Origin of the sequence: Chlamydia muridarum str. Nigg, assembly GCF_000006685.1 — a bacterium.
GTDB classification, from domain to species: Bacteria; Chlamydiota; Chlamydiia; order Chlamydiales; family Chlamydiaceae; genus Chlamydia; species Chlamydia muridarum.
The window spans coordinates 1,026,798-1,052,124 of sequence record NC_002620.2 but is presented as its reverse complement, the minus strand read 5'-3'; the positions used below and the strand labels follow the sequence as shown (position 1 = coordinate 1,052,124).

Below are 25,327 nucleotides of genomic sequence, written 5' to 3'. Positions count from 1 at the left end.
AAGCCCGTGGAAATGATCCACGGGCCTCGATGATTAGGTATTCTGAAGTTCTTAAGAAGCTGCAATAAGGAGAACATTTCCTAAAGCAGATAAGAAGCAGAAAATACCCACGATAAATGCGGTATGTACTCCCATAAATGCATTCGAAACCGTTTCACATACAAAACAAAAGGCTTGAGCCAGTAAATCAAAGACGCTACACAGCAGTGCAAACATGCCGGCTCGAGCTCTTTTAAATCGTTCCATAAAGGAATTTCCTTGAGTAGAATCACAACACTTGTCTTTTGTTGTAAGCGTTGCGCAAACTTCTCGGGTATTTTCAGCGACATCAAACGCGGAGCTAACCGTTCCAAATGCCAATGAAGATAAGCCAAGGCCTCTTGCATGACTGCCCAATTGATAAACAGGCAAAACGGGAGATCCCATAAATTTAACTGTTCCCAGCATTTTGCTAGCCAAACGAGTGACTTTACTCAAAACGGAAAGAGGCGAAAATAATACTCTTTTGTTACTAGATGTATCTACTTGGAAAGATCCGTCAGCTTGGGTTTTGAAGAACATGCCCCCAGTCAATAGCTGTGTTAGCCCGCATCCTGTTTGAATGGCATCATTTGCGCCGTGAACGACCCCTAAAGTTTCCTCTATAGTTGAAAACTGTTGCTGATCGGCAGTAGACCAAGAAGCTCCTGGAGCAAGCCTTGCCAAGGCGAAGGAAGAAGACAAAAGGTCTAAGAAATCGTTAATATAACCTAACTTTGAGCGAAGAGCCGCTGTATCTCTGCGAAGAGCGGTTATGCTCGAAGAAGATAAAAGTCCTCCCGCGGGGACGGTACTAGATGCTACTGCTGCTGCCATTGGAAACCTCCGAAAAATTAAGGACCCTTTTCGTTAAAATGTTGGGGGAACCAAAGTTTATAACCAAAAAGGAGGCATTTCGGGGAAAATTGTACAAGCAAGCCGCTTTTAAATCGATGCAAAAAACTTTTTAATAAAATGGCCCAAAAAAACTGCGAAAGTGAGCATGCTCACAAGCTTTTTGGACCAAATATAATTTTAATTAGGAAAGAACAGAGAATTTAAGCTGTAGGGCAAGCGCGTCCAGAAGCGCGAGCTTTTACTCGATCAGCTTTACCTTTCTTAAAAATACCTCGTTTTACAGCTTTATCTGCAATACTGTAAACAGAACTTAACCCTGCCGAAATGGATGCCACATCACCTGATTGCACAGCCAATTCAAATTTTTTCAATGTAGTTTTCACTCTTGATTTGAAGCTTTGATTACGCAATTGCTTTTTCTTAGAAGTGATAACTCGCTTCTCTGCAGAAGGGCGTTTTTGAGGTCCGACTTTCTTGCTCGGTTTTCTTGGTGCCATAATCTCTCCCAATTAGGCTATTTTTAACTGTTATCTTTAACGCAAAGAACAAACGTGACACCTCACAGCAATCTGCCGTGATTTTCGGCATGACATGAGAGTAGGATAGATCTTATATCCGAAACTTTACGTCATCTCTGGGAGTGTCACTCCAGAGACCGACACAAACATTTAAAAGCGCGTCGGCAGTAACGATGTCATCCGCTCAGACCTTACAGGTGATCCGGGATGGAACACGTAGAGATTTTAGGTGAAAAGACAATAAAATAGAAAGAAAAATAGGATTCGTACGCTAGGGGTAAAGGGAAAATAGCAGATAAAAGGAAAATCAAATAATGAAGAGGTAGGAAGAACAAGTTATTTTTAAAAATAAGTTTTATCTTAGTAGATTCTAAAACCGGAGATATTCCAAAATTCAAAAAAATAAAGATCAGCCCCGGTTGCTTTATTTTTCAGAGAAACAATGCCGGGGTTTCCCTGCAGAGGTACAGTATTTGAGGGGGAAGGGCCGAAAACATGACGTGGGGTTTTTTGAAACAAGGAATTTTTCGAGAAAGAAGTCGGGTTGGTAAGCAAAAATTTTACCACTGTGTTTCGCGATATTTTCATTACCTGCCCCCGGTATTGGCCATACTCTTACCAGTAGGAAGTTGGCCCTTTTTGTCCGAACAGCAATGGCGTTATAGTTATTTTCTTTTCCCTGTTGTTTCTTCTTTAGGGTGGTTGTTTGCCATTGGATTGCGCGAGAGACAGTTGCGCGCTGCTGCTGGACAGCTCCTCGAAACAAAGATTCGTAAACTTACAGAGCGTGATGAGGGGTTAAAAAATATTAGAGAGACCATAGAGAAGCGCCAAAAAGAAGCGAATCGTTTGAAATTGCACAATGATAAGTTGGTGGAGCGCCTTGGTCAAGCGCGAGAAGTGGTTATTCAAGCAAAAGGTCGCTATGACCATATGGAAGAAAAATCGCGAAAATTACATGAGGAAAACAAACAATTGCAAATGCAATTGGAGGCTGCTGTTCGCGAGCGCAATGAGAAAATTTTAGAAAACCAAGAGTTGAGACAAGAACTTAAGGAGACGTTAGCCTATCAACAAGAATTGCATGATGAGTACCAAGCAACTTTTGTCGAGCAACATAATATGCTGGATAAGCGACAAGCCTATATTGGTAATTTGGAAGCAAAAGTGCAGGATTTAATGTGTGAATTACGCAATTTATTGCAATTAGAGGTGGGGGCGAAAACGGAGTTACCTGGACGACCTATGGCTTCCCGAGATGTGGTTGCTCAGCTTGTATTAGAATTTCGTAAAATTGTTTTCCGTGTTGAGACCACGGAAGCTGCAGATTCTTTGACGGCTTTAAGGTACACGCGAACCGATCCTTCAGCGCACAACTATTCTTTGGCATGTCGGCAATTATTCGATGATTTGCGGGAAGAAAATTTGGGCATGTTGTTCATTTATGCACCATTTGCTCAAAGAGTACTCTTTGCTAACGCTCTGTTTAAAGATTGGACGGGGCATGGATTAGAAGATTTTTTAAATAAAGAAGGGGATGTTGTTCTAGAGGGATTTGCCCAATGGGAGCGAGATTTATTAACAGAATCTCGAACAGAACGCTCTGGCAAAATCGTAATTAAAACGAAAGCTTTTGGAGCCACTCCGTTCTACTATTGTGTAGTAACGTTAGATAAAGGACCTTTGGCAGAACATGTATTAGGGGTTTTATACCCTGCAAAAGCAAGTTTTTTTACAAATCTTTCCTATATTTAATGATAAATAGGGATGTCGGTGTAGGAAGTTTTTCTAGGGCCGAATCTGATCAGCTGGCTTTTTTATCTAAAAATCCCTAGATTTCTTGTTTTCCTTAAGATAAACTGTCACTTTCTAGGCCGATTTTTCCTTAGTTTTAATTTGTTAGCATGCGCATGGATACGCTAGATAGTCAAGCTGCTGATGCAGCCCAAGAAGAAGAAATCCAAAGAAAGTTAGAAGAGCTAGTCACTCTTGCTAAGGATCAAGGGTTCATCACGTATGAAGAAATTAATGAAATTCTTCCCCCTTCTTTCGATTCGCCAGAACAGATAGATCAAGTTTTAATTTTTCTGGCGGGGATGGACGTTCAAGTCTTAAACCAAGCAGACGTAGAGCGGCAGAAAGAAAGAAAAAAAGAAGCTAAAGAGCTAGAAGGGTTGGCTAAGCGTTCTGAGGGAACGCCTGATGATCCAGTGCGTATGTATCTGAAGGAAATGGGTACAGTTCCTCTTCTTACAAGAGAAGAGGAGGTGGAGATTTCTAAAAGGATAGAAAAAGCTCAGGTACAAATAGAAAGAATTATTTTACGCTTTCGTTATTCGACTAAAGAAGCGGTTTCTATTGCGCAATACTTAATTAATGGTAAGGAACGATTTGATAAGATCGTTTCCGAAAAAGAGGTGGAAGATAAGACACATTTTCTTAATCTTTTGCCGAAGTTAATCTCTTTGCTGAAAGAAGAGGACTCTTACTTAGAAGAGCGGCTTTTGGCTTTGAAAGATCCGGCACTGTCCAAGCAAGATCAAGCAAAGTTGAACGATGAGCTTGAAAAATGCCGTATTCGAACACAAGCTTATCTGAGATGTTTTCATTGTCGTCACAATGTCACGGAAGATTTTGGAGAAGTTGTTTTTAAAGCTTATGACTCGTTCTTACAGTTGGAACAACAAATCAATGATTTAAAGGTTCGTGCTGAAAGAAATAAGTTTGCTGCAGCAAAACTAGCTGCAGCCCGACGCAAGCTTTACAAACGAGAAGTTGCAGCGGGACGTACTCTTGAAGAGTTTAAAAAAGATGTGCGGATGTTGCAGCGTTGGATGGATAAAAGCCAGGAAGCAAAGAAAGAGATGGTGGAATCCAACTTACGTTTGGTGATCTCTATCGCGAAAAAATATACCAACCGAGGGCTGTCTTTCTTGGATTTGATTCAAGAAGGAAATATGGGCTTAATGAAAGCTGTTGAAAAATTTGAGTATCGCCGGGGTTATAAATTTTCAACTTATGCCACTTGGTGGATTCGTCAGGCTGTGACGCGAGCTATTGCCGATCAGGCAAGAACCATTCGAATTCCTGTTCATATGATCGAGACCATTAATAAGGTGCTTCGTGGAGCCAAGAAATTAATGATGGAAACAGGAAAAGAGCCTACGCCCGAAGAACTCGGAGAGGAACTAGGTTTCACTCCAGACCGTGTTCGAGAAATTTATAAGATCGCTCAGCATCCGATTTCTTTACAGGCTGAGGTTGGAGATAGTGGAGAAAGCTCTTTTGGAGATTTCTTGGAAGATACAGCTGTTGAATCTCCGGCAGAGGCAACAGGCTACTCCATGTTGAAAGACAAAATGAAGGAAGTGCTAAAAACGCTTACTGATCGCGAACGTTTTGTTTTGATCCATCGGTTTGGCCTTTTAGATGGCCGTCCCAAAACTTTGGAAGAGGTAGGCTCCGCGTTCAACGTGACACGAGAGCGGATTCGACAAATCGAAGCCAAAGCTTTGCGAAAAATGCGTCATCCTATCCGTTCCAAACAGCTACGAGCATTCTTGGATTTATTGGAAGAAGAGAAGACTGGTTCGGGCAAGATTAAGAGTTATAAGAATTAAGGATTCCTTTTCATAAGGAGTATGCTTGTATCGGTTAGACGTAACGAACTTTCGTGTTTGGGTATCTATAGGGGTCTCAGAGCAGGAACGCTATCACAAGCAACCAATTCTTGTTTCTGTATCACTCGTTTTTAGAGAAGAGCCCAAGGTGTGTTCTACAGACGAGATTTCTGATGGTATTTGTTACGCTGCACTTGTTTCTCTTATTGAGCAGACAGCAGCAAATCATCCCTGCGCTTTACTTGAGCGTTTAGCTAAGGTCTTGCTGGAAAAATTAGAAGAGAGTTTAGCACAATTTGTGTGTAAAATTGACCTGCGAGTAAGTAAAGAGCGTCCTCCAATTCCCAATTTATTAAGTCCAGTGAGTTTTAGCATAAGTAAAGAGGTTCCGTGACTACTTGGAATTTTGTGTGTTTAGGGTTGGGTTCGAATTTGGGGAATCGCCATGAGTACATTAAACGTGCTTATGAGAGTTTAAAGAAGGCAGGGATAAGAAATTTAAAAAGTTCCGTGATTCTTGAGACCAAAGCTTTGCTATTAGAAGGATCTCCCAAAGAATGGGATCTTCCATATTTTAATTGCGTGGCTATTGGGGAAACACAGTTATCTCCAGATGAGCTGGTCAAAGAGATTAAAATGATTGAAAATAGGCTGAGCAGAGACTCTTCATTGAAATGGGGGCCTCGGTCTATTGACATAGATGTTCTTCTTTATGGAGACGAGAGCTATTCTTGTTGTAGTGAAAGGTGCATAATTCCACATCCTAGGTTGTTAGAAAGGCCTTTCCTTCTTTCAATGATGGCTTCCTTATGTCCTTATCGATACTTCCGTCTTAGGGGATCTCCTTATGATGGCAAAACGTTTGCAGAACTTGCTGCCATCTACCCATTAACAGAAAAGGATGTTCTGGGAAGCTTTGCTCCCACGACCCAAATTATGGGAATTGTCAACGTTACCGATGACTCGATATCAGATACAGGGCTATTCTTGGAGGCTAAAAGAGCGGCAGCACATGCAGAGCGTTTGTTTGCAGAAGGGGCTTCCATTATTGATCTAGGAGCGCAAGCCACAAATCCTCGAGTAAGAGATTTAGGCAGTGTAGAACAGGAGTGGGAGCGCCTAGAACCTGTTTTGCAGATACTAGCAGAGAGCTGGAAAGACGCTAAACAATACCCAGATGTATCGATAGATACTTTCAGACCAGAGGTCATTAGACGAGCTATCCAAGTATTTCCGATCCGTTGGATAAATGATGTTTCTGGAGGATCTTTAGAAATGGCTCATTTAGCGAAGGATTTGGGATTACGGTTATTAATCAATCATTCCTGCTCTTTGCCCCCAAGGCCTGATTGTGTGCTTTCCTATGAAGAATCTCCTGTTACGCAAATGTTGCGTTGGGGGGAATCGCAGTTAGAAACTTTTGCTCAAATTGGTTTGGATACTAGCTGGCAGGTAGTTTTCGATCCAGGCATAGGATTTGGGAAAACTCCGGTTCAATCGATGCAGCTTATGGAGGGTGTGGCGAAGTTCAAGCACATTTTAAAGTGTCCTGTATTGATTGGACATTCTAGAAAATCCTGTTTAAGTCTTTTGGGACGATTCAGCAGTCAAGATCGAGACTGGGAAACTATCGGATGTTCTGTGGCTCTTCATAATCAAGGTGTTGATTACTTGCGTGTACACCAAGTGGAAGGAAATAGACGCGTTCTAGCTGCTGCTGCATGGTCTGGAATGCCTGTATGATTCAAGCGACAGGAATCGTTGCTATAGATCCTCGAGGAGTTATGGGGGGGGCTGGAAAGCTCCCATGGAACTATCCAGAGGATTTGCGTTTCTTTTCAGAGACCATTCAGGATCACCCGATCATTATGGGTAGAAAGACTTGGGAGTCTCTTCCTGATAGATATAAGTGTGGTCGAACCGTTATTGTTTTTTCTCGACAGCATAGCTGTGCTCAAGGTATTTGGATCTCTTCCTTAGTAGAGTACGAGAAGTTATCTCTTAACTCTCCATTCTTAATTGGCGGAGCCGAGCTCTTTGACTGGTTTTTTCAATACAATCTTCTGAAATCTTGTTTTGTGACGCATATTAAAAGAGAATACCAGGGAGATACTTTTTTCCCTGTGGAGCGTTTGTCGGGATGGAAAAGGGAGAGTGTTCTTAAAACGGAGGATTTTAATATTTATCATTATGAAAATTACGCCAATCAAAACCCGTAAGGTATTTGCTCACGATTCTCTACAGGAGATTTTTCAAGAATCTTTGCCTCCTATTCAAGAACGCAGCATTGTGGTAGTCTCTTCTAAGATTGTAAGCTTATGTGAAGGAGCTGTTGCTGATGCACAGATAAGTAAGGCTGACTTAATCAAAAAGGAAGCGGATGCGTATTTATTCTGTGAGGGAAGCGGTATATACCTAACAAAAAAAGAGGGAATTTTAATTCCCTCTGCAGGAATTGATGAATCCAATACAGATCAAGCCTTTGTTTTGTATCCTAAAGATCTTTTGAGATCGTGTAATCAAATCGGGGAATGGTTGAAAAATTATTTCCGAGTGAAAGAGTTGGGTGTAATTATCACAGATAGCCATACTACGCCTATGCGTCGAGGAGTAGTGGGGATAGGATTATGTTGGTATGGCTTTTCTCCATTGCATAATTATGTAGGATCTCTGGATTGTTTTGATCGGCCACTGAAGATGACGCAGAGTAATCTTTTGGATTCTTTAGCAGCAGCAGCGGTTGTTTGTATGGGGGAAGGGAATGAGCAAACGCCTTTAGCGGTGATTGAACAGGCGCCTAAGGTCGTGTATCATCAACATCCTACATCTCAAGAAGAATACTTTTCCTTACGCATAGATGAAACAGAAGATTTATATGGGCCGCTTTTGCATGCGGTTTTGTGGAATCAAGAAAAGGAATAAAAGAGGTGAGCATGAATTTTTTAGATCAGCTAGATGCAATTATTCAAAACAAACATATGTTAGAACACCCTTTTTACATGAAGTGGTCAAAAGGAGAGCTGACAAAAGAACAATTACAGGCATACGCAAAAGATTACTATTTGCATATCAAAGCTTTTCCAAAATATTTATCTGCTATTCATAGCCGTTGTGATGATTTAGAAGCCCGCAAGTTATTATTAGATAACTTAATGGATGAAGAGAATGGTTATCCTAATCATATTGATTTATGGAAACAATTTGTGTTTGCTCTTGGAGTGTCTTCAGAAGAGCTAGAAGCTCATGAACCCAGTGAAGCAGCTAAAGCTAAGGTTGCGACATTTATGCGGTGGTGCACAGGGGATTCTTTAGCAGCAGGAGTAGCGGCTTTGTATTCTTATGAAAGTCAAATTCCTTGCGTAGCTAAAGAAAAAATTCGTGGATTGATTGAGTACTTTGGCTTTTCTAATCCTGAAGATTATGCTTATTTCACGGAGCATGAAGAAGCTGATGTGCGTCATGCTAGGGAAGAAAAGGCCTTAATTGAGATGTTGTCTAGAGATGATAGCGACAAAGTTTTAGAAGCTTCGCGAGAAGTTACACAATCTTTATACGGCTTTTTGGATTCATTTTTAGAGCCTGCAACATGTTGTCATTGTCACAAAGCTTAAGCTTGTTAAGATGATGTAATGTCTATTTGCCCCAGGATAAAAAACTTATCCCGGGGCTTTTTTATGTGCTGTGAAGGTATGTAAAGCTGCTTTACATTTAGATTAGATTTCGAAACGGCTCTATTATGGCACTAGAGAAGCATTCACATGTTTACGCTGATGCGCTGGGGGGATGTTTAGTTGAGACCGATATTTTGCTACTGTACGGCGTGCACAAGGAATTCCTTTCGCAATAATTTTTTGGCTAATAGCCTCGTCAGATAGAGGATTTTTTTCTGTAGATATCCACTGATGTATCCAATGTAAAATAGTAGCTTTAGATTGATCAGGACAAGCTCCAACAGCTTGTGGAAATAGCGACCGCATAGAAATCAATCCGATAGGTGTTGCGAGCGTCTTATTATTGATTGCCCGACAAATAGTGGTTTCATGAAGAGAGAGTTCGCGAGCTAGTTGTTTTACTGAAAAAGCTTTCGGAACAGAACGTTTTTTAAGAAGGAATTCCTCCTGATAAGGAATTAAAACGCGAAGGACTGCTAATAAAGTTTCTTCACGTTTTTTTATATTGCGAAGCAGCTGTTTTGCAGCACGAATTTGTTGTGATAAGTGGTCTTTATCATCACGGGGGAGGGTGTGGTAAATATGAAGCACCGTACTATTAAGTCTAATAGCTGGAAGAGAATCTTTGTTCATAAAGATTTCCCAAGATTTTTCGTGTGAGAAAGAAAGATAGGCATCAGGAAGCGCTGGAGAAGGAGTTTTAAGTGAATTAGGAAATCCAGCTGCTGGACACCAGGGGATGGAAGCTAGAGCTTGTCTAAGAAATACAAGAATCTTTGCTATGGGCAGCTGAATTTTCTTAGAAATGCCGGCAAAATCACAACGAGCTAATCGATTAAAGTGCTGTCGGATAATCATTAAAGCTTCTTTATGCGAAGAAGGATCTAGTAAAGATAGCCAATAGGATTGAAGAGAAGATGAGGCAATTCCTAGGGGATGAAATTGTTGGATGCGTAGCCATATTTTTTGAAAAAGGACATCAGAAACTCCTAAATTTGAAGCCGAGAGAGAGGGATCTTCCAAAAAGAGTCCTTCAGGAGAAAGATTCCCTACGATGTATTGGGCTATAGCACGGTCTTGAGGGAGAGAAAAATGTACCTCTATTTGGTGAAGTAGATGGGATAATAGGGTCTCTGTGAAAGGATGGTGCTCACTAATAGGGAAAAAGGAACATGTGTCTGGAAGATCGTCCAGGGCATCGAGATCGAAACAAGGATTGATAGTGATTTGTTGAGATAAGAATTCCGAGAGTTCAGCAACCGGCATCTGTAGCATGTCCAAACTTTGTTGAATATGTAAAGCAGGACAAAGAGCTACAGATGCTGTTTGATGCTGATGCAACATAGGTTAAACAAATTTTAAAAGAGCCCTAGGCAGCTCGCTAATAAATCTGCTTGGGACCATGGTGCGTTCCGTCCCCCAAAGGAATCGGGTTTTTGCTCGAGATAAGTAGAGGTACTCTTGTGCTCGGGTAATTCCCACGTAACATAATCTTCGTTCCTCTTCAATATTTTCGTGCATGCCTTTGGAATTTGCATGAGGGAGTAGGTTTTCTTCGAGTCCAACTAAGAAGACTACAGGAAATTCTAACCCCTTGCTATTGTGGATGGTCATGAGTTTAAGACGATCATGAGAACTTGCAGTTTCATCTGCTGAACTTTTTAGAGCTAAATCTTCTAAAAAGTTCGGGAGGTTCTCACTGCTTTTGCCCCATATTTGTGTTTCTGCTAGTAACTGTTCTAGGTTATTCTTTCTATCGTCATAAGTTTCTGGGTCCTCTTTGAGAATGGCGAGGTAATCCGTAATGCGAATAGTCTCATTAATAAATTCATGAAGATCGCAGTTTCCATAAAGTTTTTCCATCTGATGGAAATGCGTAAGATAAGAGAAAAGCCCCTGTTGTTGTTTTTTTGTTAAACGGATGGGTTTTTTCTCTAGGACATCCCAGCATGCTTGCAGGATAGGAAGGTCCATACTTTTCGCATAACTCATGAGAGACGATAGGGTGGTAGCGCCAATACCGCATTTCTTAAGTCCGATAGTGCGCTCAAAAGCGGCCATATCGTAGTTGTTAGAAAAGAGACGCAAGAAAGCGAGAATATCTTGGATTTCTTTGCGTTTGTAGAAGGAAATGCCTCCTATAATTTCATAGGGATAACCACGCTTGAGAAGAGCTGCTTCGAATGATTGCGATTGAAAATTTGTTCGATACAAAATGCAGATATGAGAGAGAGGAATATCTTTGTATGAGTGAAGATTGGAAATTTCTTCTAATACTTGTTCCGCTTCGTCGCGGTCATTTTTCCCTGTGAAACAGAAAATTTTATCTCCAGGGCCTTTCACACTACGCAAAGTTTTATCTAAACGAGCAGAATTATTTTGAATGAGAGCATTTGCTGCCTCTAAAATAGTTCCGCAGGAACGGTAATTTTCTTCCAGACGAACGACCAAAGCCTTTGGATAATCTTGTTCAAAATTTAAAATATTAGAGATGTTAGCACCTCGCCAGGAATATATGGATTGATCTGGATCTCCAACGACAAAAATATTGTTGTGAGAGGCTGCAAGACGTTTAGCGATGAGGTATTGCGCATGATTAGTGTCTTGATACTCATCTATTAATAAGGCTTTCCAGAGGTTGGAATATTCCTGTTGGATTTCGGGGATGCGGAGTAATTTTTCTGTCAAAAATAAGAGATCATCAAAGTCCAGAGCATTCGCAGCGCGTAACTGTTCTTGGTATTCAGTATAAACTGCACGGGCAGGATCTGGATATTCTCTAGAATCTAGATCTTCTGGATCTTGTAGACGATTTTTTGCTTGAGAGATAGTAAACTGCATTGCATTGCAAAGTTTATTATCGAGATTGAGTTTACGTAAGCACTGCTTGATTAATTTTTCAGAATCGCTTTGATCATAAATAGCAAAATTTGATTGTCTATCTAGGAGTTGGATTGATCGGCGAAGAATATAAACACCTAAGCTATGAAAGGTGCTCACCATAGGTATGCCTCGATAGTCTGGAAAGTTGCATTGAGTTAGGACTCGTTCGTTTAATTCTTTTGCAGCTTTGTTAGTGAATGTTATTGCTAAAATTTGCGATGGATCGAGTTGAGCCTCTTCGATTAGGTAAAGAATTCGATGGGAAACCACTCGAGTTTTTCCAGCTCCAGCTCCAGCTAAAACAAGGACTGGTTGTAATGGCGCAGTGACGGCGGTAACTTGTGCTGCATTTAATTCGGATGTAAGCATACGTACGTAATATATTTTTCAGGTTCGAAGAAAATTTTCGAGAATGCATATACTCTATGCATTAGATTAAGGAGAGCGATATGCATGAGGCTTTTACTATAGAGCAACTCCCCCAGTCTTGGCAAGAACAGCTTAAAGATGAGTGGTCCCAGCCATATTGGTCTCAGCTGCTTACTTTTTTAAAGAGCGAGTATGCGAATGCCACTGTCTATCCTAAAAAGGAGCATGTGTTTTCTGCTTTGCGAAGCACACCTTTTGATCAAGTGAAAGTAGTTATTCTTGGACAGGATCCTTATCATGGAGAAGGGCAGGCGCATGGATTAAGTTTTAGCGTTCCGAAGGGGCAGGCGTTGCCTCCTTCGCTGAGAAATATTTTTCAGGAATTGCAAGCCGATTTGGGTATCCGTAATGAAACCGGATGTTTACAAACATGGGCGGATCAAGGAGTCCTCCTTTTGAATACGGTATTGACGGTTCGCGCTGGAGAAGCTTTTTCTCATGCCGGACGCGGATGGGAACATTTTACTGATGCTATTGTCACTAAATTAATTCAAAATAGAACTCACATAATTTTTGTTTTATGGGGAAGTGCTGCAAGAAAAAAATGCGATCTTCTTTTTCAAACTAAGCACCAACATGCGATTCTGGCTTGTCCTCATCCTTCACCATTAGCTGCGCATAGAGGATTCTTTGGATGTTGCCACTTTTCAAAAATTAATTATCTGCTTAAAAAACAGGGAAAGCCGATGATTAATTGGAAGATAGCATGATCGACGGGATTCAAACGTGTTCTTTCGGAGCTACGCATCGTCTCACTGCGAAATCTACAGTGAGTTTAGAGATGCCTTTAGCAACGCATAATCTTCAAGAGGGGGCTTCAGCAAGTGCAAAGCTGGAAGCAGATTTCATTCGGGCAGAGCAGATTCTTGCTGAAATGCAAGAAATTCGTTCTAGCCTAGAGCAGTCCTTAGAGACTCTCATTCCTCGCGAGTAAGTGATTAGCAAAAGCCATTTCTACGTAGGGCTGTAACTTAGCTAAGGCTTTTGCTCTATGGGATACCTGGTTTTTGATTTCTTCTGGAAGTTCCGCGTACGTTTGTTTGTAATCATGCTTTGAAAATAACGGATCATATCCAAATCCAGAAGACCCTCTCTCTTTAAAGACAATGGTTCCTTCACAAGAAGCGTGAGCTTTGAAGATCTTCCCAAAAGGGGAGACGAGAACAACACAGCATTCAAAATAAGCGGATCGATCAATAGGATTTTCTAAAAGAAGCATTTCCTCCAGAAGCTTTTTACGGTGATCTTTATCGCTAGCGTGCTCTCCTGAAAAGGAGGCAGATAGTTTCCCTGGAAGGCCTCCTAAAGCAGGAATGATTAGCATAGAATCATCAGCAATTGTCCAACACCGGAAGGTTTGGGCAGCAAATACTCCTTTTTGAATCGCATTTTCTTCTGGAGTTTCACCAGTCTCTTTAGGAGGGGTGTAAGAGGGGTAGTCCACTAAAGAGAAGATGTCAAACTCTCCTATTTTTTTTAGAAAAGCTTTGGTTTCGCGTACCTTATATCCATGGGAACTGGCTATAAGAATTTTCATAAAAATCCTTTAGATAACAAATAATCAACGTGTGTTTATCTACAGAGAGTATGGTATGGGATGATAGCGTCGACAAGAATTTTCTTTCACCAAGCTTTTTGTATTTTAAGAGATTTCTAACGGGGTTGCTATGGATCAAAAAGGCGGAAACGGGGAAGATAAGTTTTTTCGGAAGAAGAAATTTAAGAGAGGTTATGAAGGTAGTCTGCAAGCTTGTAATGGTTGCTTTGTTATTCCCTAGTATGGGGCATGCTCTTGTTCAGGTTGGATTGGAACGCATTTTTCAAGAAGAGAAATACCTGGAAAAAATCCGAGGTAAGCGAATTGCTTTAATCTCTCATAGCGCAGCAATCAACCAACAAGGAGAGCATTCGCTTTGCGTGTTTGATCAACATAAAGGAATCTGTAAACTAAGTGCTTTGTGTACATTGGAACATGGTTATTTTGGAGCATCCATTGCTGAGACCCCGGGATACGATCCTGTATTAGCGGGTATTCATGTAGTTTCTCTTTTTTCGTCTAAAGAAATCCCCTCTGAAGTCATTGAGGCCTGTGATGTTTTTGTGTATGACGTCCAAGATATTGGTGTGCGTTCTTATTCGTTTATTTCAGCGTTATTACAGGTAGTAAAGGCGTCAGCGAGTAGTAATAAAGAGTTAATCGTTTTAGATCGTCCTAATCCTATGGGAGGGGACATGGTCGATGGTCCTTTACCAGATAAAGAGGCTTTACCTGCTATTCCCTATTGTTATGGGATGACTCCTGGTGAGCTCGCTTTGTTATATCGAGCATGGTATGCACCCAATGCCACTGTAACAGTCGTTCCTATGCAAGGGTGGACTCGTTCTATGACTTTCGCTGATACGGGACGAATCTGGGTTCCTACAAGTCCTCAAGTTCCAGATGCCCAGTCTGCTTATTTTTACGCGGCAACAGGAGTGATAGGGGCTTTATCGATCACAAATATAGGAATAGGGTATACGCTTCCTTTTAAGGTTCTAGGTGCTCCATGGATCGATGGACATAAGGTAGCTCAAGAGTTGAATAAGGCTAAGCTTCCAGGAGTAAAATTCCTTCCTTTTATGTATGAGCCGTTTTTTGGTAAATTTAAAATGGAGATTTGCTCTGGGGTATTATTAGTACTTCAGGATCCCAAAACATTTCTTCCTATGGAAACGCAAAGCGTTATTTTAGGAGTTTTAAAAATGCTATATCCTAAAGAAGTTGAACAAGCATTTCTATTACTGGATAGGCTAGCTCCTAGACGTAAGGCGATCCAAACTCTATTGGGGCGTTCAGAATTTTTGAATGTTTGTTTGCAAAAACAATATGTTACGTGGCCTTTACGGACTATGTGTGTTGAAGGAAGAAAACAATTTAAAGAAGCTAGGAAACCATTCCTACTTGCAGAATATACCCAACAGTAATGAGAGGTATGTTTGACAAGAATAAATAGCATTTCTATATCCGAGACAAAATACTGCATCTGATAGAGGAGCTGGGTGTGGCCAATAGCTTTCGTAACCAACAACAGGGTCTACAGGCAGTTCTTAGTGCCGCGCGTGTGATATCTCAAATGTTCTCTCAGACAATCGGTCCATATAGATTCGGAACCATTGTTCATAATGTTCAGAAACCTCAAATTACCCTAGATAGTCAGCGAATGCTTAAAGATGTTCTTTCATCTGACGTCTTTGAAAATATGGGGATGAAACTGATTCGAGATGCGGCCTTGCAAACGCGGAACCGCTGTGGAGACGGAGCAAAAACAACGGCTTTGTTAATAGAGGCTTTATTAGAAGAGGGGTTAGCAGGTATTCAAAGAGGAGTGGATCCGCAAGAATTTCGTAAAGGGATGCTTCTTGCTGAAAAGAAAATCCAAAAGATTTTTTACAGAGAAGCCTTTTCTATAACGGATCTTGAACATTTGGTCTGCGTGTCCAATGTAGCACGGCGTTTCAATGCAGATATAGCGTCTGTTTTGTCTAGCGCTGTTCGCTATGGAGGGGGAAATGGTTATTATATTTTAGAAGAAAAGGAGGGAGAGAGCTCTCATTGGTTTGCAGAAGAGCATTCTGTATGGGATTTTGGATATGCTTCTCCCTATTTCATCACTCATGCTGAAACTGGAACTGTAGAGTATAGTCAAGTCTATATTCTCGTTAGTGAAAGTCCTTTACATTCTTCTGATCAGGCTTTTTTAGCATTTCTTGAAGCGGTTGTGCAGGCAGGGAAAACTCCTCTTGTTATTTTAGCAGAAGCTTTTGATCGAGATCTATTGGCTACACTAGAGATTAACCAAATAGAAGGCGGTTTCCCTGTTTGTGCGGTGCGTGTGGGAGGAAAGCATGCTCGAGAATCTTTAGAAGACATTGCGGTATTAACTGGAGCAAGCTTGTTATCAGAAGCTTCTTTTGGAGAAATCTCGGCAGAGCGTATTACGAATCACTTAGGATTTGTAGAAGGAATTTGTATTTCTTCAACAAGCTTGTGCATTCCAAGGGAAGTAGCCAATAAGAAAAGATTAGCGGCGCATTGTTCCTTATTGCAGGATAAATTAGAGCATTTACATGGAGAAGAGTCTCGGGCTTGGTTGAGGAAGCGATTGGCTAGACTTTCATCGGGGGAGGTGCGCATTTGCATTGCTGAGGAATCCGTTAATCAGGAAGAGTTGGCTNACATGACTTCCTCTGTAAAAGCTATGACTGAATTGTTGCGATCAGGATGTTTACCGGGAGGAGGATGTTCCTTAATTCGTGCTGCTAGAGGAGTTCCGGTTCCCTTATCTCTTTCTAATGGAGAGCGAGCGGGGTTTCTTGCAGTGCTCCATGCTGTAGAAAGACCTTTTCGTGCCGTTGTTGCTAGAAGCGGTAAACCTGTAGACGAAGTGTTTTCTCAAGTTTTTTCTAATGCAGACTGGCGTATAGGATTTAACGGTCTAACTGGATCTGTAGAAGATATTGTTGCTCAAGGAATTTGTGATGGCTTGTCTTGCATTCAGCATGCTTTACATCATGCAGTAGGAACTGTGGGTTTATTGTTAATATCTGCCTTGTTTTTTGCTTCTCAAGAGGAAACTTTTAAAGAAGAAGAGAGCTACGAAGAATAGGAACTGGTTTTATAAAAAAACTTTGATTCAAGATTTTTTCTTTTTCTAAGGAGAATTACTTGATCATTTAGCAGAAGCGAGGTATTCTTCTCCCTAAAGTTTTCTATGCACCAGTAGCTCAGTGGATAGAGTACCTGGCTACGAACCAGGTGGTCAGAGGTTCAAATCCTCTCTGGTGCGTTTTTTCTTCTGGGAGGAGTACCATGGGATCACTAGTTGGAAAGCAAGCTCCGGATTTTTCGGGCAAAGCGATTGTATGTGGAGAGGAGAAGGAGATTTCTCTTTCTGATTTCCGTGGTAAATATGTGATTCTTTTCTTTTATCCTAAAGATTTTACCTACGTTTGCCCAACAGAGTTGCATGCTTTTCAAGATAGATTAGGTGATTTTGAAGAGCGTGGCGCGGTTGTGATTGGGTGCTCAGTTGATGATATAGAGACGCACTCTCGTTGGCTAGCAGTAGAAAGAAGAGCGGGAGGAATACAAGGGACCCAATATCCTTTGTTAGCTGATGACTCTTTAGAAATATCTAAGGCTTTCGGGGTTTTGAATCCTGAAGGGTCTGTTGCCTTAAGAGCGACTTTTTTGATCGATAAAGATGGGGTTATTCGGCACGCAGTTATTAATGATCTTCCTCTAGGACGTTCAATAGAAGAGGAGCTTCGTGTTTTGGACTCGCAGATTTTCTTTGAGAATCATGGCATGGTTTGCCCAGCAAACTGGCAATCTGGAGAACGTGGTATGGTGCCTTCTGAAGAAGGACTAAAAGAATATTTCCAGACGATAGATTAAGTGTCTTGAAAGGTCAGAAAATCGTACAGGTCTTGGTCGGAAAAGAGGAGAATACTTTTTAGTTTTCGACAAAGAGCTAGAGAAGCTTCGATTACGTTGTAATCTCCCACACCGGGCAAAGCTAGGGCGATAATATTGGTTAGCGAACTTTGTGTGTTTAAGAAGTGTAGCCCAAAAAAATAGCTATCGACGTAGAATCCCTCTTCCTTAACTCTGAAGAACAATATATCGTAACCTTGCATAATAGCCCGCACGGCGAGAGGAATTCCTGAGGGAGAGTCTCTTCCGTGACCTAGGTTGGTATGTAGATCTGTTAGTGAAGAGCAAAGGTACGCTGCTTCAAAGCTTCCTTTTTCCGCTTCGCCAAACACTGCAACAGTAAATTTCATCCCACATAATAGTTGGTTCCTTAATTTGGGATCCTACAACAGCCTTTGTTTATTATCTAGGAAAGAACAGTTATTTCTTTTTTGGAAGTCGGATTCTTTGATCAGTAAAAATAGTATCGGAATTTAATTTATTAAGTTTTTTCAATTCTGCGACAGGGATATTGTACTTACTAGCGATTTTACTCAGGGTTTCTCCTTGTTTAACAACGTGAATATGTTCAGGTGTCTCCCCGGCCAAAAAATCAATATAATTTTCTGGGGAAGAGCCATCAACTAGTGCTTGTAAGGAGTTGCGAAGCGCTCGTAAATTTTGAGCTAAATTTTTTTGTTCTTGTTGGATTTCTTGTAATTTATTTTGCACGGATGATCGGATATCCTGAACAGATTGCGAGAGCACAGCAGCTGTTTTAGCCAGAGCTCTCAGATCAATCTCAAGCCGTTGAACTTGTTGAGGAAGATTACGGGCCTGAGTTGACGAGAGTTGTTGAAGTTTTGTGTCTTGCTCATCTAAACGTTCCGAGAGCATAACAAGCTCATTCTGATGAGCTTGTAAGCGCGAAGATGTATCCTCGACTTCAGCTAAAATAACCTGTAAAGAAGGTGATTTCCCTGTGCTGGCACCGTAAGCAGAATAGCCAAAACCTATAAGGGTGATTAGAAATAACCGATTAGCGAGCATGGATCTTAAATTCAGTACGACGATTTTGTTGCCAGGCAAGTTCATTATGACCCGAATGAACGGGATGCTCTTTACCATAGGAAATAGTAAATAAACGGTCGGAAGCAATACCTTGTTTTATAAGATATTGTTTCACTGCATTCGCACGACGAGCTCCCAAAGCCAGATTATACGCAGCTGCTCCACGCTCATCAGTATGCCCTTCGATATATAAGGTAGTTTTAGGAGATTTTCGTAGATGACGAACTAAGCTTGCGAGAATAGTCAGGTTGTCTTCTCCTTTGATGGAATAACTATCTGTCGCGAAAGTAATATTTCGGAAGGAAGTGCTCTGTGCGCTCGTTTTGTAAAGTTGCTCTTCTTTGGAATCAAAATCTTCAACAAAGGCCTGTTGAATTTCTTCATCAGAATAAAAAGGCACGAATCCGAAAGATGATTTGCGAGGTCTTGCAGAATCGCAACCATGGCGCTCCCAATCTCTACAAGGATAAGAGCATGAAGAAAGGAAAAGAAGGGATAATAATAAATTAAACGCTTTAAAAATAGTCTTTCTCATGATGCTTTCTTTATGTGTTGTGAAGGAAATGCGCCCCAACAAGGGAAACGTTTCTCTCCTGATCCTATAACAATTTTCCTACTTTTTTTGGTAATTAGGCTCAGCAGGAATAGTTCAGATGTACTGGAAGATCCGGCGCTATAAACAAGGTGGTTGCTATCCGCAGCCCAAGAAGGACTTTCTTTATGTTCTGCAGATGTTGTTAATTGCTCATCTCTCCCTGAAGCCAGATCATACACACAAATTTGACGAACACCTTTAATAACTGAGCAGAAGGCTATTTTTTTACCATCAGGGGACCATGTTGGGCAACTGCTATTTCGATATTTTTTTGTCAGCAGACGAGGAGGGTGTTGTTCTGGGTAAATTTGCATCTGATAGATACGAGGTGTTCCATCTTTGTTGGAAACAAAAACAAGGCGTGTGCCATCGGGACTGAAAGAAGGGTTCCCTTGTGTTCCGAAAGCTTCATTGAGAAGTTTTTTGGGTGTGCCGATTGCTCCTGTAGCTAGTGAAAAAGATTGTACAAACAGATCGGGATTACCATCTCGGTCAGAAATGAAAGCGAGAAGCTTAGTTTTAGGAGAGAAGGCAGGCATAAATTGGTTCCCTTGCATAGCCAAGATTTTTTTCCCTGTAGGTTGACTAAGCGTATTAAGGAAGATCTTAGGGACCCCTAATTTATACGACACATAAATATAGGCAGGAATATGACTAATATGCATCCATGCGGGAGTTACGGATAAAGAATGTTCATTAGTAAGGGGGGCAAGATGCTGCCCATCATAATCTACAGACCATAACTCTCCTTGTTTTAATTCTTCAGAAGAATTCGTAGAGCATAGGGAGAAGATGATTTTTCCAGAGCTAATGCCAGGAGTGTGTGTAAGAAGAAAGTGAATGCGATCAGCAGCTTCATGAATAGATTGATGATCTTTAGAAGGGTTCCCAGAAAGCTCTAAAGAGAAAATTTTTTGCGCTCCTTTTCCATCCTTTTTGATGGAAAAAATCAGTTCTGGATACGAAGCCTCAATGAAAACAGTTAGAGGGGCAATCTCTTTAGTGGGAGCTAGAAGGTCTCCTAAAGCTAAATCACGAGCAAATAGGTCACGAAGAGACGCAAGATAAGAACCTTGTTTCGTGTCTTTCGGGGAAGATAGTAACGAGACGTTGACTGGAAGAAGAGAAGATTCGGCTCGAACATGAATTTCTAAGTCTGCACAGTAGAGAATAGAAGGGAGTAAGCAGAGTAGACAGAGAAAAGAGCGGAGAAACACAACAGACCTTTTATCAAGCGGAATTTCCCTGCAGTCTAATATGAAAAACGATATTTTTCGAGGGTTTGTATGTATTAAAGAAGGTTTGAAAAGGGATTTGCTGAATTTGCTTGATAATGTGTTGTTTATCAGTAGGGCTAATAGCAGATAGAATGGAGCAAATTAAGAGCCTGCCTTCTTTAGAAAATTCAAGTTTAATACGGACTTCTCCTGGAAAAGGCAGACAAACATATTGCTGAAAGAGCGCGCAAAAGGCTTCTTGTTGACAAGATTCGGTATCGGTAGAGACCTGCACTTGTGTTGGCCAGGAGAGTTGCGCGATATGGGTTTCCTGAGATGCGGCTTCTTCTGCAAGTTGGTGAGCTAACTGAGCCAGTTTTTTTAACGTTGCCTGTTGCTTTTCTCTTGAAGGGGTTGGTTTGGTTGGAGGGTGGGGAGATCTTGATTGAAAATGAGTTAGCGGAGTTTTCGATGGCTTGTTGCTTGTTGGGGGAGGAATATTATTTACTTTTTTTGGTGGGGGTAGAGGGGTTGATGTTTGGTGCGAAGAAGGAGCGGAAGGCGTTTGCGTTGGACAAGTCATTTTCGGTTCCGGAGGTAAGTGGACGATCCGTTCTTTAAAAGGATGTAATTTAGGTTTCGGTTTTTGAGCAGAAGAAAAAAATAGAATTCCTCCAAGAACTATATGTACAGCTACAGAAGTGCAAAAAAACGGTGAATATTTAAATTTCGTCATAGCTAGTTCTTCAAAGCAATATGAAGTTCTTGGAATCCGGCTTCTTCGATGATCGATTTGATTTCTTGGTATAATTTAAACGCTGTATCACCGTCTTGTAAGAGTAGAGGAATCGTAAGAGGGTGTTGAGCATGAATGACTAAGAGTTGCGAGCGTAGCTCTTGGAGAGAAATTGGGACGTCATTGAGCGTAATCGTATGGTTTCGAAAGACTTTAATCTCGGCTGGTTTAGATTCTTGTTGATTCAAGGGTTGGTGAGATGACGTTCCTTTAGCTAGAGAGATGGTATCTATTTTAATGAGAGGCATAGCGATCATAAATGCCATAAGAATCACAAAGACGATATCGATAAGAGGGGTCAGGTTAACGCTAGGATCCTCTTCTAAATCTTCATGCAAGAAGCGTTTCATAAGCTTGTTTGTCGATATTTGACTTCAATGGAGTTAAGTAGGAGAAAAGCAATTTGCTCAATTTCCAGAGAAACCTGGGAGGCGTGGGCGCGGAGATAGTTGAAACCTACTAAAGAGGGAATGGCGACAAATAATCCTACAATCGTTGTTCCTAAAGCGGTCGCTAGGCCTTCCATCATGATGGTTCCATTGGCTTGTCCAGCACTGATGTGCGCAAACGCTAAGAGAATTCCCCAAACAGTGCCTAATAACCCCAAAAAGGGCGCGAGACTAATCGTTGTTGCTGGGATGAAATTATTTTTATTTAAAAGAGATCTATATTTGGGCATCACAGCATTGAAAAGAGTTTCTAATGACTGGATGTCCTCTACAGAAAGTAGGGGTGTTCGTTCCGGAGCCAATTGTCGATTTTTGTCTAATAACTCTAAAGTGCCTCGTTTAATTGTAAAATAGAGATCGGTAAAGGGAGTTGACTCAGGATGGATATCCAAAGAAAGGGGGGCGTGGCGATTTTTTATTAAAAACTCTTTTAAAGATTTCCCTGATTTTAGAAATTTCTTTTGAACGGTGAGTTTTTGGTGAAGGACCGTCCATGTGCATATGGAAAGTGCGAACAGCGAGAAAAAAATCACCTTTCCAAAAAGATCGGCTTCCTGAAAGGACTGGATGATGGGATTGTTTGCGAGTTGGAACATAAGGACATAGACCTAACCAACGAGTTCCTAGATGATCCTAACAAATTTCTTGTATAGAACCAAGATCCTTTTTGGTATGTAATTTATTGCAAAAACAAAAACAACTCTTCTGTTGTTTTTGTTTTTGCTAAACCATAGAGAGTGTTGCGTTTATGATTCGGAAATGGAGTGGGATTCTTCTTTGTTTGTTGTTCAGCTGTGCTTCTTGTTTTTGCATAGAAGGAAATAATGAGAAGGCGACTCCTACTGTAGAGCTTGTGAGTGAAAGTGAACAAGCTGTTAAGGGAGAGGTTGTTCGTATTGGGGCGCTTATTGCTATCCCTAAAGGAGAGCATATCTATTGGAAGAATCCAGGAAAGTTTGGGATGCCTTTAAAGATTTCATGGGACCTTCCTGCAGGATGTGAGTTGCTAGAGGAACATTGGCCCACTCCTGAAATTTTTGAAGAGCCTGGGGATGTTTATTTTGGTTATAAACATTCTACTATGGTTGTTGCTGATGTTCGTGTTTCCAAAGAGTTGGAAAGTAGTCAATTAGAGATAAAGTCTCGAGTAGAGTGGCTTTCTTGCGGAGAGGCTTGTATTCCAGGGTCTTCTGAGAGAACGCTTGTATTACCAGTGGGTCCAGGACCGTTAATCCATAATGGTAAAGATGCTGCAGCTTTTTCTCGTGTGTTAGCTGCTCAACCCAAGCAGTTGGATAAAGCAATTACCATCTCTTATCAGTCAGACGGATTGGATGTTCTTGTAAAGGAAGGGCCATCCCATGGGGAAGTCAAAGCGTGGTTCATTGCAGAAAATACGCGGGACTTTGCTTATGCTGAGGGAGCCTCAGTAGGTAAAGAGAATGAACGCGTGTGGAGACTTAAGCATTTTGAAGGAAACATGCCTAAGGGAGCAAGCTTATCCGGGCTCCTTGTGTTCACGGATGACTCAGGCAGGGTAGTAGCCTCTTATCAGGTGCGCGATCATCAGGTGCAACAGCTGCCGGCATGGAGTTGGGGATTCCTTTCGATTCTTCTTATGGCTTTTGTTGGGGGGATCTTATTAAACATCATGCCTTGCGTTTTGCCCCTGATTACCCTGAAGGTATTTAGTTTAATTAAGTCAGCTTCAGATCATCATTCCTCTTCCGTTGTTAGTGGTGTTTGGTTCACCCTAGGAGCTATTGCAAGCTTTTGGGGATTAGCCATTTTTGCTTTGCTATTGAAAGTTTTGGGACAAAATATTGGTTGGGGTTTTCAACTCCAAGAACCTATGTTTGTTGCCGTCTTGATCATGATTCTCTTCCTATTTGCTTTAAGCTCATTAGGTATGTTTGAGATGGGGATGATTTGTTTAAGCTTAGGGAAAAAACTTCAAGAAGAAGGAGGAGCTTCTGCAAAGAAACATCAACGGTGGGGGGCTTTTTTCAATGGAGTATTAACAACTTTCGTTACTACTCCTTGTACAGGCCCGTTTTTAGGCTCCGTTTTGGGGTTAGTCATGGCTGTTTCTTTCATTAAACAGTTAGCGATTTTTACCGCTATAGGATTAGGAATGGCAAGTCCGTATCTCTTATTTGCCTCTTTCCCACGGATGTTAGCCATTTTACCTAAGCCTGGTCCATGGATGGGTACGTTCAAACAATTAACGGGGTTTATGTTACTGGCTACAGCGACCTGGTTGATCTGGATTTTCGGAGTCGAGACGAGTACAGCAGCAGTGACTATTCTTCTTATAGGACTTTGGTTGGCTGCTATAGGAGCCTGGATTTTAGGACGATGGGGAACCCCTGTATCTCCGCGTAAGCAAAGGTTGTGCGCTTCCATAGCCTTTATCTTTTGTATTACGAGTTCTTTATTTATAGCCTCTGTAGGAGTGCGTTACTTTGATGAAGATGCGTATCCTGTTCAAAGCTCCCATTGGCAAGCCTTTTCTCCTGAGAAATTAGCTGAATTACGAGCAAAAGGGGTTCCTGTTTTTGTGAATTTTACAGCTAAGTGGTGTTTAACTTGTCAGGTTAACAAGCCGCTTCTTTATGCTAATGCACAAGCTTTTGATGCTATGGGCATTGCCACATTAGAAGCTGATTGGACGAAAAAAGACCCTCAAATTACGGAAGAGTTAGCCCGCTTGGGACGAGCAAGTGTTCCTTCTTATGTGTACTATCCTTCTGGGAATAGAGCTCCTGTAGTTTTGCCAGAGAGATTATCGCAAGCGACTTTAGAGGAGATGATTTTTACTAAGTAGTAGCTCTCTTATAAAAATTTTTCCCTCTAAAAGGGGCTTTTCCTTCATGATTCTTGATTGAGAAAGATTGATTACGAGGAGAATATGGAGATAACCGATGCGCATGTACATCTTTCATCCGAAGAATTTATAGAAGATTTCGGAGAAGTGTGTTTAAGAGGTAAGACAGCGGGAGTAACCAGGGTTGTTAACGTAACCACCACAAAAGCAGAATTATTACGTTCTTTTGCTTACGCGGAGCAATATCCTTCTTGGCTTTTTTATCATGTGGCAGGGACTCCTCCTCAGGATGCACAGGAAGATATTGAGGAAGATTTTCAAGAATTTTGTCGAGCAGCGGAGGGAGGAAAACTTGCCGCTATTGGGGAAGTCGGCCTAGATTATTTATTCGCTGTGCAAGAGTCTGAACAGGAGCGGCAGAAGGAGGTGCTTCATCGTTATTTACAATTAGCTTTACAGCATGAACTTCCCCTTGTTGTGCATTGTCGAGGGGCTTTTGAAGATTTCTTTCATATCTTAGATCATGCATATCGTGCAGATAAACGAGCTAGACCCGGTATGTTGCACTGTTTCACTGGAACGTATGAAGAAGCAAAAGAGTTATTGGCTCGCGATTGGTACATTTCCATTAGTGGAATTGTCACTTTTAAAAATGCGCAGGGGTTGCGAGATCTTGTGAAGGAGATTCCTTTAGAGAGATTATTAGTGGAAACGGATGCTCCTTATCTTGCCCCTACGCCTCTTCGTGGGAAGAGAAATGAGCCTGCTAATATTATTTATACCTTAATGCAAATTGCAGAAATAAAAGGGATCCCTCTTAACGAATTACAGGAAGCGGTTAGTGCTAATGTCCAAAGATGGTTGCGAGGTTCTTAAGATAAAAGAAGGGTCTTTCGGTTGAGGGATATAGTGACTATTTG

General features: G+C 41.3%; 26 protein-coding genes and 1 tRNA gene. 15 read left to right on the top strand and 12 right to left on the bottom strand.

Going from position 1 to position 25,327, the window contains the following annotated elements:
* Positions 1-51: 51 nt before the first annotated feature.
* Together TC_RS04615 and rpsT are read right to left on the bottom strand one after the other, a co-directional pair.
* Positions 52-855, bottom strand: coding sequence for a hypothetical protein (locus TC_RS04615; RefSeq protein ID WP_010231910.1), 804 nt, complete (start codon positions 853-855; stop codon positions 52-54).
* 221 nt (positions 856-1,076) lie between these two features.
* Positions 1,077-1,373: a 30S ribosomal protein S20 gene (gene rpsT, locus TC_RS04610; RefSeq protein ID WP_010231905.1), complete on the bottom strand. Its 297-nt coding sequence runs from the start codon at positions 1,371-1,373 to the stop codon at positions 1,077-1,079.
* Between the two features lie 516 nt (positions 1,374-1,889).
* Here rpsT and TC_RS04600 point away from each other — a divergent pair.
* The 7 genes from TC_RS04600 (at position 1,890) to TC_RS04570 (ending at position 8,625) form a co-directional block, all read left to right on the top strand.
* On the top strand, positions 1,890-3,149 hold the full coding sequence (locus TC_RS04600; RefSeq protein WP_010904423.1) for a hypothetical protein: 1,260 nt from the start codon (positions 1,890-1,892) through the stop codon (positions 3,147-3,149).
* A gap of 149 nt (positions 3,150-3,298) precedes the next feature.
* Positions 3,299-5,014: an RNA polymerase sigma factor gene (locus TC_RS04595; protein ID WP_010231898.1), complete on the top strand. Its 1,716-nt coding sequence runs from the start codon at positions 3,299-3,301 to the stop codon at positions 5,012-5,014.
* 25 nt (positions 5,015-5,039) lie between these two features.
* Positions 5,040-5,408 (top strand): dihydroneopterin aldolase, encoded by a 369-nt coding sequence (folB, locus tag TC_RS04590; protein ID WP_010231896.1) that lies wholly within the window; start codon positions 5,040-5,042, stop codon positions 5,406-5,408.
* Positions 5,405-6,757 carry a dihydropteroate synthase gene (folP, locus tag TC_RS04585; RefSeq protein ID WP_010231893.1) on the top strand — a complete coding sequence of 451 codons (1,353 nt, stop codon included), beginning with the start codon at positions 5,405-5,407 and terminating at the stop codon, positions 6,755-6,757. The genes folB and folP overlap by 4 nt, the downstream gene beginning before the upstream one ends.
* On the top strand, positions 6,754-7,233 hold the full coding sequence (locus tag TC_RS04580; RefSeq protein WP_010231888.1) for a dihydrofolate reductase: 480 nt from the start codon (positions 6,754-6,756) through the stop codon (positions 7,231-7,233). Before folP ends, TC_RS04580 begins: the two co-directional genes overlap by 4 nt.
* Positions 7,205-7,936, top strand: a complete 732-nt coding sequence (locus tag TC_RS04575; RefSeq protein ID WP_010231885.1) for a putative folate metabolism gamma-glutamate ligase — start codon at positions 7,205-7,207, stop codon at positions 7,934-7,936. Before TC_RS04580 ends, TC_RS04575 begins: the two co-directional genes overlap by 29 nt.
* Entirely contained in the window at positions 7,933-8,625 is a 693-nt protein-coding gene (locus TC_RS04570; RefSeq protein WP_100065021.1) for a CADD family putative folate metabolism protein, read from the top strand. The genes TC_RS04575 and TC_RS04570 overlap by 4 nt, the downstream gene beginning before the upstream one ends.
* Before the next feature lie 123 nt (positions 8,626-8,748).
* Here the strand turns inward: TC_RS04570 and rpoN are convergent, their stop codons facing one another.
* Complete coding sequence (rpoN, locus tag TC_RS04565) at positions 8,749-10,029, bottom strand: RNA polymerase factor sigma-54 (RefSeq protein ID WP_010231881.1); 1,281 nt, start codon at positions 10,027-10,029, stop codon at positions 8,749-8,751.
* Between the two features lie 3 nt (positions 10,030-10,032).
* Positions 10,033-11,937 carry an ATP-dependent helicase gene (locus TC_RS04560; protein WP_010231879.1) on the bottom strand — a complete coding sequence of 635 codons (1,905 nt, stop codon included), beginning with the start codon at positions 11,935-11,937 and terminating at the stop codon, positions 10,033-10,035.
* A gap of 80 nt (positions 11,938-12,017) precedes the next feature.
* Here TC_RS04560 and ung point away from each other — a divergent pair, with 80 nt between their 5' ends.
* Together ung and TC_RS04550 are read left to right on the top strand one after the other, a co-directional pair.
* Entirely contained in the window at positions 12,018-12,707 is a 690-nt protein-coding gene (gene ung, locus TC_RS04555) for a uracil-DNA glycosylase (protein ID WP_010231877.1), read from the top strand.
* Positions 12,692-12,931 carry a hypothetical protein gene (locus TC_RS04550; RefSeq protein ID WP_100065014.1) on the top strand — a complete coding sequence of 80 codons (240 nt, stop codon included), beginning with the start codon at positions 12,692-12,694 and terminating at the stop codon, positions 12,929-12,931. The genes ung and TC_RS04550 overlap by 16 nt, the downstream gene beginning before the upstream one ends.
* Here the strand turns inward: TC_RS04550 and TC_RS04545 are convergent.
* Entirely contained in the window at positions 12,905-13,534 is a 630-nt protein-coding gene (locus TC_RS04545) for a non-canonical purine NTP pyrophosphatase (RefSeq protein ID WP_010231873.1), read from the bottom strand. The genes TC_RS04550 and TC_RS04545 overlap by 27 nt on opposite strands.
* Positions 13,535-13,728: 194 nt before the next feature.
* Between TC_RS04545 and TC_RS04540 the strand changes: the two genes are divergently transcribed.
* The 4 genes from TC_RS04540 (at position 13,729) to TC_RS04525 (ending at position 17,434) form a co-directional block, all read left to right on the top strand.
* On the top strand, positions 13,729-14,961 hold the full coding sequence (locus TC_RS04540; RefSeq protein ID WP_010231868.1) for a DUF1343 domain-containing protein: 1,233 nt from the start codon (positions 13,729-13,731) through the stop codon (positions 14,959-14,961).
* Positions 14,962-15,038: 77 nt separating this feature from the next.
* Positions 15,039-16,643 carry a variant chaperonin GroEL2 gene (gene groEL2, locus TC_RS04535; RefSeq protein WP_010904421.1) on the top strand — a complete coding sequence of 535 codons (1,605 nt, stop codon included), beginning with the start codon at positions 15,039-15,041 and terminating at the stop codon, positions 16,641-16,643.
* 107 nt (positions 16,644-16,750) lie between these two features.
* A tRNA-Arg gene (locus tag TC_RS04530) sits at positions 16,751-16,823 on the top strand.
* Positions 16,824-16,846: 23 nt separating this feature from the next.
* Positions 16,847-17,434, top strand: coding sequence for a peroxiredoxin (locus tag TC_RS04525; protein WP_010231862.1), 588 nt, complete (start codon positions 16,847-16,849; stop codon positions 17,432-17,434).
* Here TC_RS04525 and TC_RS04520 read toward each other — a convergent pair.
* The 7 genes from TC_RS04520 to TC_RS04490 all read right to left on the bottom strand — a co-directional run bounded on the left by TC_RS04520 (position 17,431) and on the right by TC_RS04490 (position 22,176).
* On the bottom strand, positions 17,431-17,823 hold the full coding sequence (locus tag TC_RS04520) for a membrane protein (protein WP_010231859.1): 393 nt from the start codon (positions 17,821-17,823) through the stop codon (positions 17,431-17,433). The genes TC_RS04525 and TC_RS04520 overlap by 4 nt on opposite strands.
* Positions 17,824-17,893: 70 nt before the next feature.
* Positions 17,894-18,502 (bottom strand): LysM peptidoglycan-binding domain-containing protein, encoded by a 609-nt coding sequence (locus TC_RS04515; RefSeq protein WP_010231857.1) that lies wholly within the window; start codon positions 18,500-18,502, stop codon positions 17,894-17,896.
* Positions 18,492-19,058, bottom strand: coding sequence for an OmpA family protein (locus TC_RS04510; protein ID WP_010231856.1), 567 nt, complete (start codon positions 19,056-19,058; stop codon positions 18,492-18,494). Before TC_RS04510 ends, TC_RS04515 begins: the two co-directional genes overlap by 11 nt.
* Entirely contained in the window at positions 19,055-20,335 is a 1,281-nt protein-coding gene (tolB, locus tag TC_RS04505; protein ID WP_010231854.1) for a Tol-Pal system protein TolB, read from the bottom strand. Before tolB ends, TC_RS04510 begins: the two co-directional genes overlap by 4 nt.
* Positions 20,336-20,348: 13 nt before the next feature.
* On the bottom strand, positions 20,349-21,071 hold the full coding sequence (locus TC_RS04500; protein ID WP_010231852.1) for an inclusion-associated protein: 723 nt from the start codon (positions 21,069-21,071) through the stop codon (positions 20,349-20,351).
* A gap of 2 nt (positions 21,072-21,073) precedes the next feature.
* Positions 21,074-21,481 carry an ExbD/TolR family protein gene (locus TC_RS04495; protein ID WP_010231850.1) on the bottom strand — a complete coding sequence of 136 codons (408 nt, stop codon included), beginning with the start codon at positions 21,479-21,481 and terminating at the stop codon, positions 21,074-21,076.
* The gene (locus TC_RS04490; protein WP_010231848.1) at positions 21,478-22,176 is read right to left on the bottom strand and encodes a MotA/TolQ/ExbB proton channel family protein; all 699 of its coding nucleotides are present in this window, start codon (positions 22,174-22,176) and stop codon (positions 21,478-21,480) included. Before TC_RS04490 ends, TC_RS04495 begins: the two co-directional genes overlap by 4 nt.
* 152 nt (positions 22,177-22,328) lie before the next feature.
* On the opposite strand from TC_RS04490, the gene TC_RS04485 reads away from it, so the two are divergent.
* Together TC_RS04485 and TC_RS04480 are read left to right on the top strand one after the other, a co-directional pair.
* Complete coding sequence (locus tag TC_RS04485; protein WP_010231845.1) at positions 22,329-24,407, top strand: protein-disulfide reductase DsbD family protein; 2,079 nt, start codon at positions 22,329-22,331, stop codon at positions 24,405-24,407.
* 84 nt (positions 24,408-24,491) lie between these two features.
* Positions 24,492-25,283: a TatD family hydrolase gene (locus TC_RS04480; protein ID WP_010231842.1), complete on the top strand. Its 792-nt coding sequence runs from the start codon at positions 24,492-24,494 to the stop codon at positions 25,281-25,283.
* The last annotated feature ends 44 nt before the right edge of the window (positions 25,284-25,327 follow it).

Coding starts and splice junctions, on each gene's coding strand:
- TC_RS04595 (WP_010231898.1), top strand. CDS start 3,299: ATGCGCATGGATACGCTAGATAGTCAAGCTGCTGATGCAGCCCAAGAA.
- TC_RS04545 (WP_010231873.1), bottom strand. CDS start 13,534: ATGAAAATTCTTATAGCCAGTTCCCATGGATATAAGGTACGCGAAACC.
- TC_RS04490 (WP_010231848.1), bottom strand. CDS start 22,176: ATGTTCCAACTCGCAAACAATCCCATCATCCAGTCCTTTCAGGAAGCC.
- TC_RS04480 (WP_010231842.1), top strand. CDS start 24,492: ATGGAGATAACCGATGCGCATGTACATCTTTCATCCGAAGAATTTATA.
- TC_RS04495 (WP_010231850.1), bottom strand. CDS start 21,481: ATGAAACGCTTCTTGCATGAAGATTTAGAAGAGGATCCTAGCGTTAAC.
- TC_RS04525 (WP_010231862.1), top strand. CDS start 16,847: ATGGGATCACTAGTTGGAAAGCAAGCTCCGGATTTTTCGGGCAAAGCG.
- ung (WP_010231877.1), top strand. CDS start 12,018: ATGCATGAGGCTTTTACTATAGAGCAACTCCCCCAGTCTTGGCAAGAA.
- TC_RS04485 (WP_010231845.1), top strand. CDS start 22,329: ATGATTCGGAAATGGAGTGGGATTCTTCTTTGTTTGTTGTTCAGCTGT.
- TC_RS04540 (WP_010231868.1), top strand. CDS start 13,729: ATGAAGGTAGTCTGCAAGCTTGTAATGGTTGCTTTGTTATTCCCTAGT.
- TC_RS04520 (WP_010231859.1), bottom strand. CDS start 17,823: ATGAAATTTACTGTTGCAGTGTTTGGCGAAGCGGAAAAAGGAAGCTTT.
- TC_RS04500 (WP_010231852.1), bottom strand. CDS start 21,071: ATGACGAAATTTAAATATTCACCGTTTTTTTGCACTTCTGTAGCTGTA.
- TC_RS04580 (WP_010231888.1), top strand. CDS start 6,754: ATGATTCAAGCGACAGGAATCGTTGCTATAGATCCTCGAGGAGTTATG.
- TC_RS04575 (WP_010231885.1), top strand. CDS start 7,205: ATGAAAATTACGCCAATCAAAACCCGTAAGGTATTTGCTCACGATTCT.
- TC_RS04600 (WP_010904423.1), top strand. CDS start 1,890: ATGACGTGGGGTTTTTTGAAACAAGGAATTTTTCGAGAAAGAAGTCGG.
- TC_RS04515 (WP_010231857.1), bottom strand. CDS start 18,502: ATGCTCGCTAATCGGTTATTTCTAATCACCCTTATAGGTTTTGGCTAT.
- TC_RS04560 (WP_010231879.1), bottom strand. CDS start 11,937: ATGCTTACATCCGAATTAAATGCAGCACAAGTTACCGCCGTCACTGCG.
- rpsT (WP_010231905.1), bottom strand. CDS start 1,373: ATGGCACCAAGAAAACCGAGCAAGAAAGTCGGACCTCAAAAACGCCCT.
- TC_RS04510 (WP_010231856.1), bottom strand. CDS start 19,058: ATGAGAAAGACTATTTTTAAAGCGTTTAATTTATTATTATCCCTTCTT.
- rpoN (WP_010231881.1), bottom strand. CDS start 10,029: ATGTTGCATCAGCATCAAACAGCATCTGTAGCTCTTTGTCCTGCTTTA.
- TC_RS04615 (WP_010231910.1), bottom strand. CDS start 855: ATGGCAGCAGCAGTAGCATCTAGTACCGTCCCCGCGGGAGGACTTTTA.